The following is a 22154-nucleotide window of genomic DNA, read 5'->3' as shown; positions in this document are numbered from 1 at the left end:
GTCGCAGGACGCGGAGGCCCGGCACCGCGCGAACCAGGAGCAGCACGTGCACCAGCCGACCACCACCGAGGCCACCGCCCCGACCGACTGCGGCCTGCGGGAGCGCAAGAAGCAGCAGACCCGGTCCGCCATCCACCGGTCGGCGCTCGCCCTCGTCACCAACCACGGGCTCGCCGGGGTGACCGTCGAGCAGATCTGCGCGGACGCCGGGGTCTCCCCGCGGACGTTCTTCAACTACTTCCCGTCGAAGGCCGACGCCGCCCTCGGGTTGCCGGTGACGACGGTGCCGGACGAGGCGCGTGCGGTGTTCCTCGGTTCCGAGGGCCCGCTCGTGGCCGACCTCTGTGACCTCGTCGCGCAGACGGTCTCCCTGCCGGCGGACCGCCAGCGCATGAAGGAGCTCGTCCGAGCACGCCCCGAGATGGTCCCGGCGATGCTGCAGTGGATGGCCCACGCGCGCCAGACCGTGCTGGCGGTCGCCGCCGAGCGGGTCGGCGAGGACACCGGGCGGACCGCGACCACCCTCGTGATGGCGGCCGTGATCGAGTCCGCCCACCGATCGGCGGACGGCTCCCGCGACGAACTGGCTGCGCGGCTGCGCGCGGTCGTCGGGGAGATGGGGCGGCTCGCCGCCGCCTGACCAGCGTGACCATCGCGTCGTCCCCGGCGCGGGGCGACCACGGCCTGGAGGCGCGGTGCGGGTCCGACTCGCACCGCGCCTCCAGGCCGTGGTCGCGTTCACACCGTCGCGCCGTCAGTCATCGGACGGTTGCGCGATGACTTTCGCCAGAACAGCAAGAACAAGCCTCTTGACGCGCAAGACATCGGATGTTTTGATTGCACCATTCGGTCGACGGAGACCGGACGGCAGGAGACACAGATGAGCCGCATCACCGGTCTGCACGTGCACGACATCCGGTTCCCGACCTCGCGCGAGCACGACGGGTCCGACGCCATGAACCCCGCACCCGACTACTCCGCCGCCTACGTCGAGATCACCACCGACGCGCTCGACGGCCTGGTCGGCACCGGCTTCGTCTTCACCATCGGCCGCGGCAACGAGGTGCAGGAATCGGCGATAGCGGCGCTTCGTGGACACGTCGTCGGTGCCGATGCCGAGGCCGTCCTCGCCGACATGGGCGGCACCTGGCGCGCGATGGTGCACGACTCGCAGCTGCGGTGGCTCGGCCCGGAGAAGGGCGTCATGCACATGGCGATCGGCGCCGTCGTCAACGCCCTGTGGGACCTCCGGGCGAAGCGTGCGGGGCAGCCGCTCTGGGCACTGCTCGCCGACCTGAGCCCCGAGGAGCTCGTCGACCTGGTGGACTTCCGGTACCTGACCGATGCGATCACCCCGGCCGAGGCGCTCGAACTGTTCCGCGCCGCCCGTCCGATGCGTGCCGAACGCCGGGCCCGCCTCGAGCGCGAGGGCTACCGCGCCTACACGACGACCCCGGGTTGGCTCGGCTACGACGACGAGAAGCTCGCGCGGCTGTGCCGGGAAGCGGTCGACGACGGGTTCACCCAGATCAAGCTCAAGGTCGGCGGCGACGTGGGCGAGGACGTCCGCCGGATGGGCATCGCCCGCGCCACCGTGGGCCCGGACATCCGGATCTCGATCGACGCGAACCAGCGCTGGGACGTCGACGAGGCCGTGGCGTGGATCGAACGACTCCGCCCCTTCGACGTCGCGTGGGTCGAGGAACCGACCAGCCCGGACGACATCCTCGCCCACGCCGAGATCGCCCGGCGCATCGCCCCGATCCCGGTCGCGACGGGGGAGCACATGGCGAACCGGGTGATCGCGAAGCAGTTGATCCAGGCCGGTTCGATGTCGGTGCTGCAGATCGACGCCACCCGGGTCGCCGGGGTGAACGAGAACCTGGCGATCCTGCTCCTCGCCGCCAAGCACGGCGTCCGTGTCTGCCCGCACGCCGGCGGGGTCGGCCTGTGCGAGGCGGTGCAGCACCTGTCGATGTTCGACGCGGTCGCCCTGACCGGCGACCTCGACACCCGGTGCATCGAGTTCGTCGACCACCTGCACGAGCACTTCGTGACCCCGGTCGACGTCCACGACGGCCGCTACTGGCCGCCGACCGCGCCCGGTGCCGGCACCGAGATGCGCGCCGACACCCTGACCACCCACGCGTTCCCGGACGGCCCGGTCTGGGCCGAGTCCGATCCCGATCGGGTCCCGGACGCCGTCCGGGTCGCCTGAACACCCCACCGCACACCCCATCACCACGACGAAGTGGAGACACCGATGCAACGACGACGCACCGCCGGGCTGGCGGCAGCAGCAGCTGCCGTGCTCGTGCTCACCGGCTGTTCCGCTGGCAGCAGCGCCAGCGACGGCCAGTCCGAGGACTCCCTCACCTGGGCCATGTGGATCGCCGGGAAGGAGGACAAGGCCGCGTGGCAGAAGGTCGCCGACACGGTCAAGACCGACGACGACGTGGACGTCTCGATCCAGGGCTCACCCTTCAACGACTACTGGACCAAGCTCCGCACCCAGCTGTCCACCGGCACCGCACCCTGCATCGTGAGCATCCAGTCGCTCCGCGCCGCGAACTACACGGACGTTCTCGTGCCGATCGACGACATGGCGAAGAAGGCCGACCTCGACCTGAGCGAGTACGACCAGACGGGGCTCGACGGCATGCGGGTCGACGGCAAGCTCTACGGACTGCCGTACGACACCGGCCCCATGGTCATGTTCTACAACAAGGACATCTTCGAGAAGGCGGGCGTCGACGAGCCGAAGCCGGGCTGGACGGTCGACGAGTTCGAGGACGCCGCGAAGCAGCTCAAGGCCGCGGGCACGCCGATCTGGGGCACGAGCGTCGAGGACATCCCCCTCGAGTCGATGATCCTCGGCTACAACGGCGGTCGGGTCATCGAGGACGACGGCACGCTCGACGCCTCGAACGCGGAGTTCGCCGAGGGGCTCGACTGGATCGGCGGTCTGGTCGAGGACGGCTACGCCACACAGGCGAGCACCGACGGCTCCACCGACGACAACGCGTTCGTGTCCGGTGACGTCGCGATGTACAGCGACGGCCCCTGGTCGATCATCAGCCAGAAGGCCAAGGTGAAGTTCGACCTCGGCATCACGACCATCCCCTCGGGCACGGACGGACCCAGCTCCTTCGCCGCCGGGTCGGGGTTCGGCATCTCGAAGCAGTGCAAGTACCCCGAGCAGGCGTTCAAGGCCATCACCACGATGACGAACGAAGCCACGCTCACCTCGCTCGCCGAGCAGGGGCGCGCGTTCCCGGCACGCACCGCGGCGCAGCAGGCCTGGTACGACAACGCCGGCATCGACGGGGTCGAGGACGCCCTGAAGACCGGACTCGAGAACGCCACCCCGTTGCCCGGCAACAAGCAGAGCGACCAGCTCAACCAGCTCTTCGCGCAGTACGCCCTGCAGGCGGTGAACGGACAGACCTCCGGCAAGGAGACGATGTCGTCCATCGCGAGCCAGCTCGGCTCGCAGTGACGAGCGTCACCCCCTGACGGACGGAAGGCGCGGGTCGACCCCCGCCCCGCGCCTCCCGGTCCGTCCCATCCCCTGACCAGGACCGCGCGAACGACGAGGAGGTCGTCGCATGACCACCATCCAGGACCCACCCGCCGAGGCGGCGCTGCCCGCCCCCGCGGTCGCGGTCGCGACCGGCGCGGCCCCGCGCCGGAAGGACAGCGGCACCGACGCCGAGCTCGGCCGCCGCTCCTGGTGGGGCGCCGCCTTCGCCGCTCCGCACTCGATCGGCCTCGTCGTGTTCACGGCGTTCCCGATCCTCGCGTCGCTCGTCGTGAGCTTCATGAACTGGCCGATGCTCGGCGAACGCTCGTGGGCAGGCCTGTCGAACTACGCGCAGTTGTTCTCTGACCCGATCTTCCGCACGGTGACGCTGAACACGGTGCTGTTCGTCGTGCTCTACGTGCCGCTCAACCTGGTCGTGTCCCTGGGGCTCGCGGCCTGGCTCACGCCGAAGATCCGCCACCGGCACGTCTTCCGCGTGCTGTTCTTCATCCCGACCATCACGCCGATCGTCGCGAACGTCGTCGTCTGGCGGATGCTGTACCAGCCGGGCGGTGCCATCGACGCGACGCTGCAGTCGACCGTCGGCGTGAACGCGCCGAACTTCCTGGCCGACGACAACTGGGCCATGCTCGCCGTCGTCGCGATGAGTGTCTGGCAGGGGTTCGGCTACAACATGCTGATCTTCTCGGCAGCGCTCGACTCGGTGCCGGAGAACCAGATCGAGGCCGCAGCGCTCGACGGGGCGAACGCGTGGCAGATGTTCTGGCGGATCAAGTTCCCGCTCATCTCGCCGTCGATCTTCTTCGCCACGATGATGACCCTGATCACCTCGTTCCAGGTGTTCGTCCAGCCGTTCGTCCTGACGAAGGGCGGCCCGGGCACCGCCACCGAGACCCTGGTGCAGTACATCTACAACACCGGGTTCCAGACCCAGCAGCTCGGGCTCGCGTCGGCCGGGGCGTGGGTGCTGTTCGTCATCATCCTCGGCATCACGGCCATCCAGTTCCTCGGACAAAAGCGGTGGGTGCACTATGACTGAGCTGACCTCGTCCAACCGGACGATCAACCCGCGGGCGCTGCCCCGCACGCACCGGCAGTCCGGCCGGGTGCGCCACGCTGTGGGCTACGTGCTGCTGTGCCTGGTGGCCCTGCTGTTCGTCTCGCCGCTCATCTACATGGTGGCGACGAGCCTGAAGCCGTCGGCCGACGTGTTCACCACACCGCCGACGCTGTGGGGCTCGTCCATCGAGTGGGGCAACTACGCGCAGGCGTTCACGTACCTGCCGTTCGCCCGGTTCATCCTGAACGGCGTCTTCGTCGCCGCGGCGGGCACGGCGATCAACGTCGCCGTCGCGGTGCTGTCCGGCTACGCGTTCTCGCGACTGCGGTGGCGCGGCCGGAACACGGTGTTCATCCTGTTCCTCGCGACGCTGATGATCCCGCAGGACGTGCTCGTGATCCCGATGTACGTGATGATGCAGGGCTTCGGGTGGGTCGACACCTTCCAGGCGCTCATCATCCCGTGGGCGTTCACGGCCCTCGGCGCGTTCCTGGTGCGGCAGTTCTTCCTCACCGTGCCGCAGGAGCTCGACGACGCTGCACGGGTGGACGGTGCCGGAGCGATCCGGACGTTCTTCTCGGTGATGCTCCCGCTCGCCCGACCCACGATGGCGGTCCTCGCCGTGTTCTCGTTCATCGCGTACTGGAACTCGTTCCTCTGGCCGCTCGTCATCGTCAACGACGTCGAGGCCCGCGGCACCATCCCGCTCGGCCTGCAGCAGTTCTTCGGGCAGCAGGGCTCCGAGTGGAATCTCGTGATGGCGGCGTCGGTGATCTCGATGCTGCCCACCGTGATCCTGCTGATCCTGCTCCAGAAGCACCTCGTCAAGGGCATCGTCACCAGCGGCCTCGGCGGCCGGTAGCGCTGCCGTGGCGTCTCCCCTCGTCCTCCCCTGAAAGGAACACTGGCCACATGACCATCACCGCACCTGCAGAGCCGCAGACCGCGACCGACGCCGCGGGGTTCCCCGCGTGGTTCTCCCACGACCGGTTCGGCATGTTCATCCACTGGGGGCTGTACGCCCTGCCGGCACGGCACGAGTGGGTGAAGAACCGCGAACGGATCACCGACGAGGACTACCAGAAGTACTTCGACCACTTCGACCCGGACCTGTTCGACGCAGCGGACTGGGCGCGTCGGGCACGACAGGCGGGGATGAAGTACGTCGTCCTCACGACGAAGCACCACGAGGGCTTCTGCCTGTGGGACACCGCGCTCACCGACTACAAGTCCACGAACACCCCCTTCGGCCGGGACATCGTCCGGGAGTTCGTCGACGCCGTCCGTGCCGAGGGGCTGCGCGTCGGTTTCTACCACTCGCTGATCGACTGGCACCACCCGGACTTCACCGTCGACGGCGTGCACCCGCGGCGGGACGACGGCGAGCAGGCGATCACGGCGCTGAACGAGGGGCGCGACATGACCCGGTACCGGGAGTACCTGCACGGGCAGATCGAGGAACTCCTGACGGACTACGGGCAGATCGACTACCTGTTCTACGACTTCTCGTACCGGGACAACGACCACGAGGACATCTGGGGCGGCAAGGGCCGGGACGAGTGGGGATCCGAGGAGCTCATGGCGCTGACGAAGCGCCTGCAGCCCGGCATCATCGTGAACGACCGGCTCGACATCCCCGGCGACCTGGTCACCCCGGAGCAGTACCAGCCCGACAAGCCGATGGAGGTCGACGGCGGCCCGGTGCCGTGGGAGGCCTGCCAGACGCTGAACGGTTCGTGGGGCTACGACCGTGACAACACGAACCTGAAGCCGGTCGACCTGCTCGTCCGCATGCTCGTCGACGGCGTCTCGAACAACGGGAACATGCTGCTCAACATCGGACCGACCGGTCGCGGCGAGTTCGACGGGGTCTCGCGGCAGACGCTCGACGGCATCGGGACGTGGATGCGACAGCACGCCCGCTCGGTGTACGGCGCCGGGCCCTCGCGGTTCGTCGCCCCGCGGAACACCGTCTACACGCAGAACGGCAACCGCCTGTACCTGCACCTGTTCGCGTGGCCGTTCGAGCACGTGCACCTGCCGGACCTCGCCGGCAAGGTGGCGTACGCGCAGCTGCTCAACGACGCGTCGGAGATCCACTTCCGCGAGATCCCACCGGGCACCCGGGCGCAGAACACCGGTCTCGGCGGCCAGCCCGCAGGCACGCTCACCCTGACGCTGCCGATCGTGCGACCCGACGTCGCCGTGCCGGTCGTCGAGCTGTTCCTGCGCGACTGATGCAGCGGATCCTCTCGCGCACCCGGCTGCGGCCCGGACGGGAGTCCGACTACGAGCAGGCGCACGCGGCGATCCCGCCCGCACTGGCCGACCGGCTGCGGTCCGCCGGGGTGTCGAACTGGAGCATCTGGCGCGACGGACAGGACCTGGTGCACCTGATCGAGGTCGAGGACTACCGTGCGATGCGCCGCGCACTGGCGGACGACCCGGTGAACGCGGCCTGGCAGGCGGTCATCAACCCCCTGCTCGAGGCGGACGACGACTACTCGGGCGACGACGACGGGATCCCGCTCGTCTGGACCCTGGAAGGACAGGCATGACGCAACCAGCCCAGGAGCTCGACCGTGGACCGTTCTGGCTGGGCGGCGCCGGGATCGGCAACCTGCTCCGCCCGGTGTCCGACGACGACGCCCGCGCTACGGTCGACGCTGCCTGGGACGCCGGGGTGCGCGGGTTCGACACCGCGCCGCACTACGGCCTCGGCCTGTCCGAACGACGACTCGGGGTGGCGCTCGCCGGACGCCCCCGGCAGGACTTCCTCGTGTCGACCAAGGTCGGACGGCTGCTCGTGCCGGGCCGCGGCGACGGCGACGACCTGGCCTCCGGCGGCTTCGCGGTGCCGGACGACACCGTGCGGCAGTGGGATCCGTCGCCGTCGGGCGTGCGGCGGTCGCTCGACGAGTCGCTCGGACGGCTCGGGCTCGACCACGTCGACGTCGCCTACCTGCACGACCCGGACGTCTACTCGCTCACCGACGGCCTGACCCAGGCGCTCCCGACGCTCGCCGAGCTGCGCGACGAGGGCGTGGTGCGGGCGGTCGGGGTCGGGTCGAACTCGGTCGAGGCGTTGTCGGCGGCCGTCGACACCGGGCTCTGCGACGTCGTCATGCTCGCCGGTCGGTACACCCTGCTCGAGCAGCCCGGGGCGGCGTTGGTGGCGCGGTGCGCTGCGCTCGGCGTCGCCGTGGTGGCGGTCGGTGTCTACAACTCGGGGTTGCTCGGGCAGGAGCGACCCGCGGTGGGGTCGACCTACGACTACGCCGAGGCGCCGACGGCGCTCATCGACCGGGCGAACGCCATCGCCGACGTGTGCGAGCGCCACGCGGTCACGTTGCCCGAGGCTGCGCTGGCGTTCCCACGCCGGGCCCCGGCGGTCGCGGCGATCGCCCTCGGAGCGCAGTCCGCCGACCAGGTGCGCTCGAACGTCGCCCGGTCCGCCGCCCACGTGCCGGAGGCGCTGTGGGACGACCTGCGCGCGGGCGGGCTGCTGGCGGTCTGACCCGCGCACGAGGAAAGGCACCCAGAACCACGCGGTTGCGTGGTTCGGGGTGCCTTCGGTGGTGCGCCGGTCGGACCGGCAGCGTGGTGCCTAGCGACGCGAACCGCGGCCGGCGACCCGCGTGTAGATGAACAGCACGATGATGGCGCCGATGATCGAGCCGATGATGCCGGCCGGCTGGAAGAAGCCGTCCATCGGGTCGTGCTGGAAGATCAGGAACCCGAGGAACCCGCCGACGAACGAACCGACGATGCCCAGGACGATCGTCATGAGGATGCCGATGTTCTGCTTGCCGGGGATGATGAGCCGGGCGAGAGCGCCGGCGATGAGTCCGATGATGATCAAGCTGATGATGAGACCGAGCACGGTGTCCTCCTCGTGGGTGCGGTTGCCGCGGCATGGTTGCCGGAGTCAGGGCCGAGGACTGACACAACTCCGAGGTTCCTGGGAGGACTGTCGGGTTCAGTCGAGTGAGCGTCGCAACCAGCGCTCGACACCTTCCACGTGCGACACGACGAGGGCCTGCACGAGCTGCGGATCCCGGCGCCGGATGGCGTCGACGATGGCCGCGTGCTCGTCGAGCGTCCGCTGCACCGACCCGTTCTGCGTCAGTCCGCGCCACACCCGCACCCGCACCGTCTTGCTCGACAGCGCGTCGAGCAGCCCGGACAGGTACTGGTTGCCACCGATGCCCGCGATGGTCGAGTGGAACAGCAGGTCGTGGGCGACGAGGTCCTCGACGCCGGTGTCCTCGCCGACGGACTGCATCAGGGTCGCGAGCTCGTCGATCTGCTGCTCCGTGGCGCGGGCCGTCGCCAGGACGGCGGACGCCGGTTCCAGGATGCGGCGCACCTCGAGCAGGTCGACGAGCGACCGGTCGTGGTGCATGTCGACGACGAACGACACCGCCTCGAGCAGGACGCCCGGTTCAAGCGACGTCACGTAGGTGCCGTCGCCGCGTCGGACGTCGAGCACCCGGATGAGCTCGAGCGCCTTCACCGCTTCGCGGAGACTGTTGCGGGACAGTCCGAGCGACTCGCTCAGTTCCTTCTCGGGCGGGAGACGCTGGCCGGGTTGGAGCTCGCCGCTCACGATCATCTGCTGGATGCGTGCGATCGCATCATCGGTCAACGACGCCACGTCACCACCTCCTGTGGACCCGGCCGCGTGCGCGACGGGACGTCCCGACGATACCCGGGACGGGCCTCCAGGCCGGTGCGGCGGAGCCGCGGGGCGACCATCAGGCCGGCCGCAGCCGGAGCGCCTGCATCCCGCCGTCGACCGCCAGCTCGACGCCCGTCGTCGACCGGGCGAGCGGGCTCGTCAGGTAGGCGACCGCCTCGGCGACCTCCGCCGCCTGCACCAGGCGTCCGTGCGGCTGACGTGCCTCGAGCGCGGCGCGTTCGGCGGCCGGGTCGTCCGCGGATGACAGGAGTCGTGCAACCCACGGGGTGTCCGCGGTACCGGGGTTGACGGCGTTGACCCGGATGCCCTCGCGGACGTGGTCGGCGGCCATCGCACGGGTGAGTGCGGAGATCGCCCCCTTCGTGGCGGAGTAGAGCGCCCGCTGGGGCAGCCCGGCGGTGGCCGCGACGGAGCACGTGTTGACGATGCTCGCGCTGTCCGACGCTCGGAGGTGGGGGAGTGCGGCGCGGGACAGGCGCACGGCGCCGAGCACGTTGACCTCGTACACGCGTCGCCATTCGTCGTCGGTGTTGTCCTCCACCGTCCCCTGGGCGCCGATGCCGGCGTTGTTCACGAGCAGGTCGAGACCCCCGAGCTGGTCGACCGCCGAGGCGACGGCTGCACGGACGGACTCGTCGGACGACACGTCGCAGGTGACGGAGACGAGCCCCTCGGCGGTGGACGGTTGCAGGTCGAGCACCGCGACCGCTGCGCCGCGTTCCTGCAGTGCGACCGCGATGGCCGCGCCGATGCCGGAGGCGCCGCCGGTGACGATCGCGCGGAGACCCGCGTGGCTGCCGAGCCTTCCGGTCGTGCTGGTCTGGGCGGTCGTGTCGGCCATCAGGCTGCTCCCACCGTCTGGCGCTGCGAACCCAGCCCGTCGGCGGTGAGCTCGACCACGTCGCCGGGCCGCAGGTACGGCGCGTGCCCGGCGAGGGCGACCCCGGCCGGGGTGCCGGTGCTGATGACGTCGCCCGGGTACAGCACCATGAACTGCGACAGGTACCGGACGATCTCGACGGGTCGGAAGATCATGTCGGCCGTGGTGCCGTCCTGGCGGACCACTCCGTTGACGGTGAGCCGGAGCGCGAGCGCCGCCGGGTCGACCTGGTCGGGGGTGACCAGCCACGGGCCGAGGGGGTTGAACGTCTCGCAGGACTTCCCCTTGTCCCACTGCCCGCCCCGCTCGAGCTGGAAGGCCCGTTCGGAGACGTCGTTCGCGATGGCGTACCCGGCGATGCAGGCGCTCGCGGCCTCGTCGGAGTCGCAGTAGCGGGCGGTCCGCCCGATGACGACGGCGAGCTCGATCTCCCAGTCGGTCTTCTCGCTGCCGCGGGGGATCAGGACCTCGTCGTCCGGGCCGATCACCGTCATCGGGTCCTTCATGAACACGATCGGCTCGGTCGGGATCTCGGCACCGGTCTCGGCGGCGTGGTCGCGGTAGTTCAGGCCGATGCAGACGACCTTGCCGGGGCGTGCCACGGGTGCGCCGCGGCGGAGGCCCTCGGCGTCGGGGAGCGCTCGGACGTCGCCGGCGCTCCGCGCGTGCCGGACGCGGGTGACCGGGTCGGACGCCAGGAACGCCCCGCTGATGTCGGTCGTGATCGGGCGGAGGTCGAGGACCTCGCCGTCGGAGTCGACCGCGACGGGGATCTCGCCGCCCGCGGGGCCGAGTCGTGCGAACTGCATCGTTCCTCGCTCTCCGGCTGCACCGGCGCAACCAGAGACATCCTATGTCTGGTCCGGGGCTCCGACAAGGTTCCGGGTGCTGAGGGTCCTGCCGTGCAGGTAGGTGCGCTCCGCCGTCCCGCCGAGGACCGCCTGCCGTTCGTCCGGGGACAGGTCGCCCAGCGCTTCGGTGGTCCGCAACACGACGTCGTCGTACGTCGTGGCAAGCGTCGAGACCGGCCAGTCGGACCCGAACAGCGACCGCTCCGGGCCGAAGCACTCGATCACCTGCCGGGCGTACCGGTCGACGGGCTGCCGTCGCCACTCCGGGCCGGCCTCGGTGAACAGTCCGGACACCTTGCAGGCCACGTTCGGACGCGCGGCGAAGTCGTCGATCCGGCCCGGCCACCCGGGGTCCCCGCCCGCGATGTCGGGTTTGCCGGCGTGGTCGAGGACGAACGAGCCCTCGGGCACGGCGTCGAGCAGCGTGAGGGCTGCGCGGTGCTCCCGCGCGCGGACGAGCACGTCGAACACCAGGCCGGCGGCGGCCACGGCGCGGACCCCGCGGACGACCTCGGGCCGGGCGAGCCAGTCCGGGTCCGGTTCGTCCTGCGCCTGGTGCCGGATGCCGACCAGGCGGTTGCCGACCAGCCGGTCGCCACCGGGTCGCGCGACGACGGCGGCGATCCGGTCGGCGACGTCGGGGGCGGTCAGGTCCACCCAGCCGACGACGCCGGCGACCGGCTCGGGCTGCTCGAGGAGCCACGCGGTCTCGCCGGGGTCGTGCACGGCCTGCACGACGATCGTCCGGGTGACGTCGGTGCCCCGGGCGGCGGCGATCAGGTCGTCCACGTCGAACAGGCGGCGGATCGGAGCGACCGAGTCGTCCATCCAGGGGTACGACCGGTCGGCGGGATCCCAGAGGTGGTGGTGAGCGTCGATGATCACGCGATCATGATGCCCGATTCATCCGATGTCCGCCCGGTGCGGCCGGTGCCGCCGGTGCCGCCGATGCGGCGACCTTTCGCGCTCAACGACACCTCACGGACGCCGCGGCGCGTGAGGTGTCGCTGAGCGCGTGGAGTCGCAGCGGCGAGCGCCGATCAGACGACGCCCGAGGCCTCGAGTTCGGCCCGCAGCTCGGCGTCGGACGGCTCGACGAAGTGCTTGCCGTTGGGCAGCACCACGACGGGGATGTTCTTCCGGCCGCTGATCGCCTCGGCACGGTCGGCGGCGGACAGGTCCTGCTCCACGTCGACGTACTCGTAGTCCACGCCGAGGGTGTCGAGCAGCGCCTTGGACCGACGGCAGTCGCGGCACCAGTCGGCGCCGAACATGGTCACGCGGTCGGGGGCAGTCGTCGCATCGCTCATGTGCAGAGAGTACGTCGGAGCACCGCCGGGCATTCCCGTGACGCCCCTCGCCCTGCCCGGAGCACGATGTGCCCATGAGCCTGCCCTGGGACACGCCCGTCGCACACCCCCACCACCGCCACGGCTGGTGGTGGAAGACCCTGCTCGTCGGCTTCGTGCTGTGGGTCGTCACGATCATCGTCACGGTGTCGACGCAGAACACGAACCTCGTGCCGACGATCATCCTGCTCGGCAGCTTCCTCGTGCCGTTCACCGTCGTGCTGTTCGTGATCGAACGGGTCACCGGCACGGTCAGCACCATGCAGCTCGTCACGGCGTTCTTCGTGGGCGGGATCCTCGGGGTGCTCGGGGCGTCGCTGCTCGAGGCCGACCTGGAGCAGGGAGCCGGGCTGTACCTGGTCGTCGGGTTCGTCGAGGAGTTCGTGAAGGGCGTCCTGCTCGTCGTCGTGGGGTGGCGCGTCCGCCCGAAGACGGCGAGGCAGGGTGCGCTGCTCGGCGCGACGATCGGGGCCGGGTTCGCCGCGTTCGAGTCCGCCGGCTACGCCTTCAACGCGGCGATCACGGCCCGGGGGATCGACCTGGCGTCGCTCCTGCAGACCGAGGTGGTCCGCGCGGTGCTGGCGCCGGTCGGGCACGTGCTCTGGACCGCGATCCTCGGTGCGGTGCTCTTCGGTGCGGCCACCGGGCGTGCCCGCTTCCACTGGTCGTGGCCGCCGATCGTCGCGTACGTGGTGGTCTCGGTGCTGCACGGGCTGTGGGACGCGAACGGCACCATTGCCACGTTGATCGCGTTCGTCGTGTCCGGGGTCCCGTTCTCGGCCGCGCAGTACGGCATGGTCCCCGCGGCGGTCGGCGGGATCGTGACGACCGTCTACGTGATCGGGCTCGCGATCGTGAGCCTGATCGGGGTGGCCGTGCTCGTCGGTGTGCTCCGCCACCACCGCGGGCGAACCCCGGCCGAGCCGACACCCGACGGCTGGGACACGACGCCAGGACCCGGCCACCTGCGCTGAGCCCGATCGCCGCCGCCGGTCGCCCTACGATTGGCACATGCCGCCAGCACCCGACGCCGAGACGCTGGCCTGGGCCTCGGCGGCCGTCCGGCGCTTCGCCGCAGCGACCAACCTGATCGTCGCCGCACGCCGGTTCCGCATCGTCGGCGGCGACCCCCGTGACGCCAACGCACTCCGGCACCTGCTGACCGCACTCGGCGCGCGCGAAGCCGAGCCGCAGCAGCAGTCGAACCAGCGGCAGCCGTCCGACCTCGTCGACCAGCTCTGGTGCCTCGGCATGCCCGACGAATCGACCCTCGCCGTCGAAGAAGCCGCCGACCGCCCGCGCGGCACCACCCTGGTCGTCATCGACGCCGGCCGGTACCTGCCCGCCGTCGACGAGGACGCCTTCGGCCCCGTCGCACCCGCCCGCCCCGGCGTGCTCGCCGTCCCGATGCTGTCCGACGACGTCTTCCTGGTGTCCACCGGCCGCGACCCTGAGGACGACCCCGCGGCCCACGCCCGCCTGCGCTGGGCACGACGGTCGATGCCGGTCGCCCGCTCGGTCGCCGCGGAACTCCGCGACGGTGGGCTCCTGCGCGGCACACGCATCGGCGTCGCGATGTTCCTCGAGCCCAAGACGGCCGTGCTCAGCCTGCTGCTCCGTGACGCTGGTGCCGAGGTCGTCGTCTACGCCCACGCCGACGAGACCGACGACGCCGTCGCCGAAGCGCTGCGGTCCGCCGGCCTGACGGTGTTCGCCAGCAGCACGGCGACGCCGGCCGAGCAGAAGCAGCTGGCCCTCGCGATGCTCGACACCGCGCCGCACATCCTGCTCGACGACGGCTCGCACGTCATCCGGCTCGCCCACCAGGAACGCCCCGACCTGCTTCCGACGATGCTCGGAGCCGCCGAGGAGACCACGAGCGGCCTCCGTCCCCTGCGTGTACTGGCAGCACGCGGCGAACTCGGCATCCCGGTGGTCGCGGTGAACGACGCCCGCACCAAGACGTTCTTCGACAACCGCTACGGCACCGGGCAGTCGACGGTCTTCGCGGTGCTCGACCTGGTCGACGGACTCGCGCCCGGCACACACCGCGTCGTTACGGGAGGCACGGGGGTCGTCGCCGGTTTCGGACACGTCGGTGAGGGGGTCGCCCTGGTGCTCACCGCCCTCGGGTTCCGGGTGACGGTCGCCGAGACCGATCCGGTCCGCGCCCTGCAGGCGCGGTTCGCCGGGTACGCCGTGGCCCCGCTCGCCGAGGCGGTGCGCGACGCCGACCTCGTGATGAGCGCCACCGGGGTGCCGGACACCATCGACCTCGACGTGCTCCGCGCCTGCGCGGACGGCGTGGTCCTGGCCGTCGCCGGAGGGGTCGACCAGGAGATCGCCATCGACGGCGCCCTCACCGCCGGGGCGCAGCGTCAGAGCGTGGGGCCGAAGGCCGAGCGGTTCGTGTTCCCCGGGGCCGACGGCGGACCGATCGTGCTCGACGACGGCGGCTGCATCAACATCACCGCGGCCGAGGGCAACCCGGTCGAGATCATGGACCTGTCGTTCGCCGTGCAGCTCGGCGCCGTCCGGATGCTCCTGGAACGCGGCGACGAGCTGGAGCGTGCCGTCGTGCCGATCGACCCCGCGGTCGACGACGTGACCGCCCGCGCGGCGCTCGCCGCCTTCGGGAGCCGACCCGTGCCTCCCGGCCTCCCCGCTGAGCACCCGGCGGACCGCGAGCCGGACGTCCGGACCCACCGTTTCGGAGACCCGGCATGAGCGCCCGTCCGCACCCGGTCACCGTGCACTCGGCGCGCGTCGTCGTCCCGATGACCGCGCCGCCGATCGCCGACGGCGCGGTGGCCGTGCAGGACGGCCGCATCCTGCACGTCGGCGACCGGTCGTGGGTCATCGACCAGCTCTCCGGGTCCGGCGCGACCTTCACCGAGCGGCAGTGGCGTGGCGCGCTCCTGCCCGGACTCGTGAACGCGCACTCGCACCTCCAGTACACCGGCATGGCCAGTGTCGGCCAGCGCCAGTACATCGGGTTCGAGGACTGGGCCGCAGCGTTCAACGTCGACTACGCCGAACCGCACGACTGGCGGGCCGAAGCCGCGGACGGTGCGCGGTCGTCGATCCTGGCCGGCGTCACGAGCATCGCGGACATCGTCACCGACATCGAGGCCTCGACCGCGCTGCAGGACGCCGGGCTCGGCGGCATCGCGTACTGGGAGGTGATGGACTGGGAGAACGACGCCTGGCAGTCGCACGGTCGCGACCAGGTGCTCGACGAACTCGACCGGATCCCCACGACACCCGGTGCGGGCCTGTCGCCGCACGCGCCGTACTCCCTCGAGGTCGCTCCACTGCTCGAACTCCCCGACATCGTGCGGCAGCGCGGCCTGCGGCTGCACCTGCACCTCGGCGAGGCGGCGTTCGAGGGGGAGCGCATCGCCCTCGGTCCGGTCCCCGGACTCGACGGGGTCGACGGCGTCGGCCACGGGAACGACTGGCACCTGGCGAACGTGCCGTCGTTCCGGGCGCTGCGAGCCCTGGGCTTCGGTGCGAGCGCGACCGCGTTCGTCGATCGGCTCGGTGTGCTCGGGCCGGACTGCCACATCGCCCACGGCGTGTACATGACGGCTGCCGACCGGGCGCTCCTGCGGGCCCGGGGCACCGCGGTGGCGCTGTGCCCCCGCTCCAACGCCGTCATCGGCCTCGACCCGCCGCCCGTCGCCGACTACCTGCGCGAGGGCAGCCCGATCGCGATCGGCACCGACTCCCTGTCGTCGTCACCGTCCCTCGACCTGATGGCCGACGTCACCGCACTGCACCGGATCGCCCGCGCCCAGGGCTACGGGCACCGCGACCTGCACGAGCGGCTGCTCGCAGCGGCGACCCTCGGTGGTGCGCACGCGATGGGGCTCGCCGTCGGGCCGGACCGCATCGGGCACCTCGCCGTCGGGGCGCGCGCCGACCTGGCGGTCTTCGACGTCGACGCCCGCACGGTGCCGGACGCGCTCGCCGAGCTCGTCGAGGACGGCGCCGGGCGGGCGGCCGCCACCGTGATCCGTGGGGTCGTCCGCGCGGCGGCGGGCGTCGTCACCGAACCGGCTTCACCGCACATGGACACCGCCGCACCGCACCAGGAGGAACGATGACCGAGTCCGCACCCCACCCCGGCATGGCCGCACGCCGAACCGTCACCGGTGAGCTGATCGAGTGGCTCGACGTGCCGAAGCGCGCGATCGCCCTCGGCATGGAACCGCACCCCGAGGGCGGCTGGTACGTCCGCACCTGGACCTCGCCGGCGACGGTCACCACCCCCGCGGGGGAACGTCCCGCCGCCACCCTGATCCACTTCCTGCTGCCCCCGGGCGAGGCCTCCGCCTGGCACCGGGTCACGAGCGACGAGATCTGGATGTGGCACGGCCCGGACACCGTCGACCTGCAACTTGGGGGCGACGGTGACGTCCCCGAGCCCGGCGCGACGATTACCCTCGGCCCGGACGCCGGACGCGACCGGGTGAACGACGCACAGGCGTTCGTGCGCGGCGGCGTGTGGCAGCGGACGATCCCGGGCGACGGCGAGGTGCTGCTGAGCTGCCTGGTGTCGCCGGGCTTCTCGTTCGACGACTTCACGATGGCCGACGACGGGGACCCTGCCGCCGAGTAGCACCGTGACACCGTTTCGCGTTGGTATCCCACCGCGAAGTACACTTCGACCTGCCCCCACCCCCCCCTCGCACGAAGGCCCGACCGTGACCCGTCACCTCCGCTTCACCCTCGCCGTCGCCACCGCGGCGGTCGCCGCCCTCGCCCTGTCGGCCTGCTCCGCCGGGGGCAGCGGCAACGCCGACGGCACCGTGACCGACGGCAAGCTCACGATCGCCACCGGCGACCCGGCGTACTCGCCCTGGATCGAGGACAACAAGCCCGAGTCCGGCAAGGGCTTCGAGTCCGCCGTGGCGTACGCCGTCGCGAAGGAGATGGGCTACGGCAAGTCGGACGTCGTGTGGAAGCGCAGCACCTTCGACAGCGCCATCGCCCCGGGCCCGAAGGACTGGGACCTCAACGTCCAGCAGTTCTCGATCGACGCGAAGCGCAAGAAGGCCGTCGACATGTCGAGCGCGTACTACACGACGACCCAGGCGGTCGTGACGACGTCCGGGTCGAAGGCCGCCGACGACACCACCATCGCCGCGCTCAAGCAGGACGCCATCGGCGTCGCGACCGGTTCGACGAGCATCGCGAGCGTCAAGGACGTCCTCGGGGTCACGCCGAAGGTGTTCAACTCCAACGACGACGCCGTGCTCGCGCTCAAGTCCGGGCAGATCGACGCGATCGTCACCGACCTGCCGACGGCCTTCTACATGGCCTCGGCGCAGGTCGACGACGGCACCGTGTCCGCGCAGTTCCCGTCCGACGGCAAGGGCGACGAGTTCGGCTTCGTCCTGCCGAAGGACTCGGAGCTCACGAGCAAGGTCGACAAGGCCCTGAAGACCCTCGACGACGACGGCACCCTGCAGGACCTGCAGACCAAGTGGCTGTCGTCGGAGACCGGTACGCCGGTCCTGAAGTAACCGGATGACCCTGCCAGCAGGGGCCGGCACCCCGGTCGCCGCACCCGCGCCGAGCCAGGTCGAGCTCGAGCGTCGGCTCTACCGTCGCCAGCGTGGCCGTCGCTCCGTCGTGGTGTCGGTCGTCTCCACCCTGGTCGTGCTCGCCGTCGTGTACTTCGGCGTCGTGAACACCCCCGGGTGGGCGGCGGTGCAGCAGTCGTTCTTCGACCCGGAGACCGCGGTCGACACGTTCCCGGACATCTTGCTGGGCCTCTGGCTGAACGTCCGGATCCTGTTCTTCAGCGCCATCGGCGTCGCCGTCTTCGGCACGTTGCTCGCGGTCGTCCGCGGTCTGCGCAACCCGGTGTTCTTCCCGCTGCGGATGCTAGCGACCGGCTACACGGACCTGTTCCGCGGTCTGCCGCTCATCATCGTGCTCTACCTGGTCGGCTACGGCATCCCCGGACTCGGGGTGTTCCCGCGGCTCCCCGCCGAGGTCTGGGGCACGATCGCGATCACCCTGACCTACTCGTCCTACATCGCCGAGGTGCTCCGGGCCGGCATGGAGGCCGTGCACCCCTCCCAGCGTCTGGCCGCCCGGTCGCTCGGACTGTCGCACGCCAAGACCCTGCGGCTCGTGGTGCTGCCGCAGGCGATCCGCAAGGTCACGCCGGCGCTGATGAACGACTTCGTGTCGATGCAGAAGGACGTCGGTCTGGTGTCGATCCTCGGTGCCGTCGATGCGGTCCGCTCCGCCCAGATCGCGCAGGCCGAGACCTACAACTTCACGCCGTACTTCGTCGCCGGACTGCTGTTCGTGGTGATCAGCCTGCCGCTGATCCGCGTCACGGACGCGATTGCGCGTCGCCAGCAGCGGCGCGAGCAGATCGGAGGGACCGTATGAGCGAGGCCGGCCTGGAGGCCCGTGGTGCGTCCGGTGAGGACGCCGCGGTCCTCGAACTGCGCGGGTTGCGCAAGGCCTTCGGCGAGCACGAGGTCCTGCGCGGGATCGACCTGACGGTCCACCGCCACCAGGTCATCTGCGTCATCGGGGCCTCGGGCTCCGGCAAGTCGACGCTGCTCAAGACGGTCAACCTGCTCGAGGGCATCGACGACGGCGAGATCCTGCTGCAGGGCACGGACATCGCCGACCCGCGCATCGCCGTCGACGCCGTGCGGGCGCGCATCGGCGTGGTGTTCCAGCAGTTCAACCTGTTCCCGCACATGAGCGTGCTCGACAACGTCACGCTCGCCTCCCGCCAGGTGCACGGCATCGGACGAGCCCAGGCCGAGGACACTGCGCGCCGCCTGCTCGACCGGATCGGCCTCGCTTCGTTCGCCGATGCGTACCCCGACCGCCTGTCCGGCGGGCAGCAGCAGCGCGTCGCCATCGTCCGGGCGATCGCGTCGGACCCGGAACTCCTGCTGCTCGACGAGGTCACGAGCGCCCTCGACCCGCAGCTCGTCGGCGAGGTGCTCGACCTGGTCACCGAGCTGAAGCGACAGGGTTCGACGATCCTGATGACGACGCACGAGATGCACTTCGCGCGGAACGTCGCCGACCGGATCGTGTTCCTGCACCGCGGCGAGGTCGTCGAGCAGGGCTCCCCCGCCGACGTCCTCGACCGCCCGCAGCACCCGGCGCTCGTCGAGTTCCTCGCCCGCGTGCACGCCTAGGGCGTCAGCAGCACCTTGCCGATCACCTCGCCGTCGCGCACGCGGCGGTGGGCCTCCTCGACCTCGGCCAGGGGCAGCACCGAGTCGATGACCGGGCGCACCCGGCCGTCGGCGACCAGCGGCCACACGTTGTAGCGGACCGCCTCGACGATGTCGGCTTTCTCGGCGAGCGGCCGTGCGCGCAGGGTCGTGCCGCTGATCGTCGCGCGCTTCCGCATCAGCACACCGAAGTCGAGCTCGGCGGTGCGGCCGCTGCCCGAGGCGATGACCGCGATGTGCCCGTTCGGGGCGAGGGCCTGCAGGTTCCGCTCCAGGTAGGACGGTCCGACGACGTCGAGCACCACGTCGACGCCGACACCGTCGGTGAACGCCAGGACGCGTTCCACGAAGTCCTCCGTGCGGTGGTCGATGACCAGATCGGCGCCGAGGTCACGGGACGCGGCGACCTTGCGGTCGCCGCCGCTCGTCGCGATCACCGTCGCACCGAGGGCCTTCGCCCACAGCACCGCGTGCGACCCCATGCCGCCCGTTCCGCCGTGCACCAGGAGGGTCTGCCCGGGGCGGAGCCCGGCGAGCATGCCGATGTTGGAGTAGACCGTGCAGGCGGCCTCGGGTAGACCGGCCGCCTCGACCAGGTCGACGCCCTCGGGGACCGGCAGCACCTGGGTGACCGGCGCGACCACGAGTGCCGCGTACCCGCCGCCGGAGAGCAACGCGCACACCCGGTCGCCCACCGCCACGGTCGTGACGCCCGCACCGACGGCCCGTACCGTGCCGGAGACCTCGAGCCCGAGGATCTCCGACGCCCCGGGCGGCGGCGGGTAGTTCCCGGCGCGCTGCTGCAGGTCGGCGTTGTTGACGCCGGCCGCGGCGACCTCGATCAGGACCTCGTCCGTGCCGGGTTCGGGGTCGGGCAGGTCGGTGACGGACATGGAAGCGTCGTCGAACGTGATGGCTCGCATGCCCTCGACGGTACGCGCCGCATGCCTCCGGCCGGCTGCCGGTCGCGCACAACCGCCGCCGGTCTCCCTGTGGAGGTTCCCTGTACGCTCGACGACGGATCTGCACCTCATCCGGGGGAGTGCGGACAGATCGAGGGGGACTCTCCACCATGCCCAAGAAGCTCATCGCGCTGGCCACCGCCAGCCTCGCACTCACGCTGCTCGCCGGTTGCTCGGGCGGCGACGGCGGTTCGTCCGGTGGCGACTCGGGCTCGTCCAGCGCACCGTCGGCCTCGAAGACCGCCGCCGCAGCACCCGCCCAGACCAAGGAAGAAGCCTGCTCCCTGCTCGAGAACGAACTCGCGTCGTTCCTCAAGGAGCAGGGTTCGAGCTCTGCCCCGGCCGAGCCGAAGGCCCGTGCGGCACTCGTCGACGAGTTCGTCCAGCGCATCGACTCGGCACTGACGAAGGTCTCGAACGAGCAGGTGCACGACACGTTCGAGGACTTCTCCGGCGCGGCGAAGGGCTACAGCTCCGCCATCCGTTCCGGCGCGGCCGAGGACTCCGCCGAGGTCGAGAAGGCCCAGTCCGACGTACAGACCACGCTCGACCAGGTCTCGGCGGTCTGCCCCGCCAAGAGCTGAGCGGGCTCACGCCCCGCCCCACGCACCACGACGCCCCGCCACTCCGGTCACAGGAGCGGCGGGGCGCCGTGCTTCCCCCGTCGGGGGGACGGGCGTCAGACGGCCGCGGGCTGCGAGGCGTCGAGGCGTGCGACGTCCTCCGGCCGCAGCCGCACGGTCGGCGCCGTGATCGAGTTCAGGATCGACTGCGGCCGCGACGCACCGGGGATCGGTACGACGACGTCGCTCTTCTGCAGCTCCCACGCCAGGGCGATGACCTGCGGGGTGACCCCTCGGTCGCGGGCGATGTACGCGAAGTCCTCGAACGCCGTGCCGAGGTCCGCCGCGCTCCCGATGCCGCCGAGGGGGCTCCACGGCAGGAACGCGATGCCGAGCTCGTCGCACAGTTCGAGCTCCGGCTCACTCGACCGGAACTTCGGCGAGTACTGGTTCTGCACCGACGCCAGGCGTCCGCCGAGCACCTCGTTCGCGATGCGGATCTGGTCCGGGTCGGCGTTCGAGATGCCCGCCATCCGGATGACACCCTCGTCGAGCAGGTCGGCGAGCGCCCCGATCGAGTCCGCGTACGGCACCGCCGGGTCGGGGCGGTGGAACTGGTAGAGCCCGATGGACTCGACACCGAGACGCTTCGCCGAGGCCTTCGCCGCCTCCTTCAGGTACTCCGGGTGCCCGTTCTGCGCCCAGTTGCCGGTTTCGGGACGCAGGTGGCCGCCCTTCGTCGCGATGAGCACGTCCGAGGTGTCGTCGTGGAACTCCCGGACGGCCCGCGCGATGAGCTCCTCGTTGTGCCCCACCTCGTCGTGGCCGCCCAGGTGGTACGCGTCGGCGGTGTCGATGAGCGTGACACCGTTCTCGAGCGCTGCGTGGATCGTGGCGATGGACTGACGCTCGTCCGGCCGGCCCTCGATCGACATGGGCATCCCGCCCAGACCGATGGCACTGACGGACACGTCTCCGATGACTCGTTGCTTCATCGGCCCAGCATGCGCCCGGCCA

Annotated in this window: 24 protein-coding genes; 16 read left to right on the top strand and 8 right to left on the bottom strand. The window is 71.0% G+C overall.

The features are described from left to right. The first annotated feature begins 46 nt into the window (after positions 1-46). From DEJ35_RS06040 to DEJ35_RS06005, 8 genes are all read left to right on the top strand, one after another. A complete protein-coding gene (locus tag DEJ35_RS06040; protein WP_111124049.1) occupies positions 47-640 on the top strand; it encodes a TetR/AcrR family transcriptional regulator in 594 nt (197 codons plus the stop codon). Positions 641-880: 240 nt separating this feature from the next. After that, entirely contained in the window at positions 881-2218 is a 1338-nt protein-coding gene (locus tag DEJ35_RS06035) for an enolase C-terminal domain-like protein (RefSeq protein WP_111192277.1), read from the top strand. 45 nt (positions 2219-2263) lie between these two features. After that, positions 2264-3499, top strand: a complete 1236-nt coding sequence (locus DEJ35_RS06030) for a sugar ABC transporter substrate-binding protein (protein ID WP_258378439.1) — start codon at positions 2264-2266, stop codon at positions 3497-3499. Positions 3500-3608: 109 nt separating this feature from the next. After that, positions 3609-4583 carry a carbohydrate ABC transporter permease gene (locus tag DEJ35_RS06025; protein ID WP_111192275.1) on the top strand — a complete coding sequence of 325 codons (975 nt, stop codon included), beginning with the start codon at positions 3609-3611 and terminating at the stop codon, positions 4581-4583. Beyond that, positions 4576-5466: a carbohydrate ABC transporter permease gene (locus DEJ35_RS06020; RefSeq protein ID WP_110862385.1), complete on the top strand. Its 891-nt coding sequence runs from the start codon at positions 4576-4578 to the stop codon at positions 5464-5466. The genes DEJ35_RS06025 and DEJ35_RS06020 overlap by 8 nt, the downstream gene beginning before the upstream one ends. 50 nt (positions 5467-5516) lie before the next feature. Further along, the gene (locus DEJ35_RS06015) at positions 5517-6842 is read left to right on the top strand and encodes an alpha-L-fucosidase (RefSeq protein WP_111192274.1); all 1326 of its coding nucleotides are present in this window, start codon (positions 5517-5519) and stop codon (positions 6840-6842) included. Next, positions 6842-7162, top strand: a complete 321-nt coding sequence (locus DEJ35_RS06010) for an L-rhamnose mutarotase (protein ID WP_110862383.1) — start codon at positions 6842-6844, stop codon at positions 7160-7162. Before DEJ35_RS06015 ends, DEJ35_RS06010 begins: the two co-directional genes overlap by 1 nt. Continuing rightward, positions 7159-8121, top strand: a complete 963-nt coding sequence (locus DEJ35_RS06005; RefSeq protein WP_111192273.1) for an aldo/keto reductase — start codon at positions 7159-7161, stop codon at positions 8119-8121. Before DEJ35_RS06010 ends, DEJ35_RS06005 begins: the two co-directional genes overlap by 4 nt. Before the next feature lie 90 nt (positions 8122-8211). Here the strand turns inward: DEJ35_RS06005 and DEJ35_RS06000 are convergent, their stop codons facing one another. The 6 genes from DEJ35_RS06000 to DEJ35_RS05975 all read right to left on the bottom strand — a co-directional run bounded on the left by DEJ35_RS06000 (position 8212) and on the right by DEJ35_RS05975 (position 12347). Next, the gene (locus DEJ35_RS06000) at positions 8212-8487 is read right to left on the bottom strand and encodes a GlsB/YeaQ/YmgE family stress response membrane protein (protein ID WP_027466577.1); all 276 of its coding nucleotides are present in this window, start codon (positions 8485-8487) and stop codon (positions 8212-8214) included. A gap of 96 nt (positions 8488-8583) precedes the next feature. Next, positions 8584-9261: a FadR/GntR family transcriptional regulator gene (locus tag DEJ35_RS05995; RefSeq protein WP_110862381.1), complete on the bottom strand. Its 678-nt coding sequence runs from the start codon at positions 9259-9261 to the stop codon at positions 8584-8586. A gap of 100 nt (positions 9262-9361) precedes the next feature. Further along, positions 9362-10147, bottom strand: a complete 786-nt coding sequence (locus tag DEJ35_RS05990; protein ID WP_111192272.1) for an SDR family NAD(P)-dependent oxidoreductase — start codon at positions 10145-10147, stop codon at positions 9362-9364. Continuing rightward, positions 10147-10995 (bottom strand): fumarylacetoacetate hydrolase family protein, encoded by an 849-nt coding sequence (locus DEJ35_RS05985; RefSeq protein ID WP_111192271.1) that lies wholly within the window; start codon positions 10993-10995, stop codon positions 10147-10149. The genes DEJ35_RS05990 and DEJ35_RS05985 overlap by 1 nt, the downstream gene beginning before the upstream one ends. 42 nt (positions 10996-11037) lie before the next feature. Then, a complete protein-coding gene (locus tag DEJ35_RS05980; protein WP_111192270.1) occupies positions 11038-11922 on the bottom strand; it encodes an amidohydrolase in 885 nt (294 codons plus the stop codon). A 155-nt stretch (positions 11923-12077) separates the two neighbouring features. Further along, positions 12078-12347 (bottom strand): glutaredoxin family protein, encoded by a 270-nt coding sequence (locus DEJ35_RS05975; protein ID WP_017888006.1) that lies wholly within the window; start codon positions 12345-12347, stop codon positions 12078-12080. Positions 12348-12421: 74 nt separating this feature from the next. Here DEJ35_RS05975 and DEJ35_RS05970 point away from each other — a divergent pair, with 74 nt between their 5' ends. The 7 genes from DEJ35_RS05970 to DEJ35_RS05940 all read left to right on the top strand — a co-directional run bounded on the left by DEJ35_RS05970 (position 12422) and on the right by DEJ35_RS05940 (position 19573). Beyond that, positions 12422-13360 carry a PrsW family intramembrane metalloprotease gene (locus DEJ35_RS05970; protein ID WP_110862378.1) on the top strand — a complete coding sequence of 313 codons (939 nt, stop codon included), beginning with the start codon at positions 12422-12424 and terminating at the stop codon, positions 13358-13360. A gap of 37 nt (positions 13361-13397) precedes the next feature. Beyond that, a complete protein-coding gene (locus DEJ35_RS05965) occupies positions 13398-15113 on the top strand; it encodes an adenosylhomocysteinase (protein ID WP_111192269.1) in 1716 nt (571 codons plus the stop codon). After that, positions 15110-16495, top strand: coding sequence for an amidohydrolase family protein (locus tag DEJ35_RS05960; protein WP_111192268.1), 1386 nt, complete (start codon positions 15110-15112; stop codon positions 16493-16495). The genes DEJ35_RS05965 and DEJ35_RS05960 overlap by 4 nt, the downstream gene beginning before the upstream one ends. Then, positions 16492-17010, top strand: coding sequence for a cupin domain-containing protein (locus DEJ35_RS05955; RefSeq protein WP_250895887.1), 519 nt, complete (start codon positions 16492-16494; stop codon positions 17008-17010). The genes DEJ35_RS05960 and DEJ35_RS05955 overlap by 4 nt, the downstream gene beginning before the upstream one ends. Before the next feature lie 85 nt (positions 17011-17095). Continuing rightward, positions 17096-17917 carry an ABC transporter substrate-binding protein gene (locus tag DEJ35_RS05950; RefSeq protein WP_111192267.1) on the top strand — a complete coding sequence of 274 codons (822 nt, stop codon included), beginning with the start codon at positions 17096-17098 and terminating at the stop codon, positions 17915-17917. A gap of 4 nt (positions 17918-17921) precedes the next feature. Next, on the top strand, positions 17922-18800 hold the full coding sequence (locus DEJ35_RS05945; protein WP_110862374.1) for an amino acid ABC transporter permease: 879 nt from the start codon (positions 17922-17924) through the stop codon (positions 18798-18800). Then, on the top strand, positions 18797-19573 hold the full coding sequence (locus DEJ35_RS05940; RefSeq protein ID WP_110862373.1) for an amino acid ABC transporter ATP-binding protein: 777 nt from the start codon (positions 18797-18799) through the stop codon (positions 19571-19573). The genes DEJ35_RS05945 and DEJ35_RS05940 overlap by 4 nt, the downstream gene beginning before the upstream one ends. On the opposite strand, the gene DEJ35_RS05935 is transcribed toward DEJ35_RS05940, so the two are convergent. Continuing rightward, positions 19570-20535 carry an NAD(P)H-quinone oxidoreductase gene (locus tag DEJ35_RS05935; RefSeq protein ID WP_111124033.1) on the bottom strand — a complete coding sequence of 322 codons (966 nt, stop codon included), beginning with the start codon at positions 20533-20535 and terminating at the stop codon, positions 19570-19572. The two genes, DEJ35_RS05940 and DEJ35_RS05935, sit on opposite strands and share 4 nt — an antisense overlap. Positions 20536-20684: 149 nt before the next feature. On the opposite strand from DEJ35_RS05935, the gene DEJ35_RS05930 reads away from it, so the two are divergent. Then, complete coding sequence (locus tag DEJ35_RS05930; protein WP_111091303.1) at positions 20685-21158, top strand: hypothetical protein; 474 nt, start codon at positions 20685-20687, stop codon at positions 21156-21158. Positions 21159-21253: 95 nt separating this feature from the next. Here DEJ35_RS05930 and DEJ35_RS05925 read toward each other — a convergent pair whose 3' ends face one another. Next, entirely contained in the window at positions 21254-22132 is an 879-nt protein-coding gene (locus DEJ35_RS05925) for an aldo/keto reductase (protein ID WP_111192266.1), read from the bottom strand. Positions 22133-22154: the final 22 nt, after the last annotated feature.

Source organism: Curtobacterium sp. MCPF17_051, assembly GCF_003234595.1.
Taxonomy (GTDB): Bacteria; Actinomycetota; Actinomycetes; order Actinomycetales; family Microbacteriaceae; genus Curtobacterium; species Curtobacterium flaccumfaciens.
The sequence above is the reverse complement of the archived record's forward strand: the minus strand, read 5'-3'. Positions and strand labels throughout refer to the sequence as shown.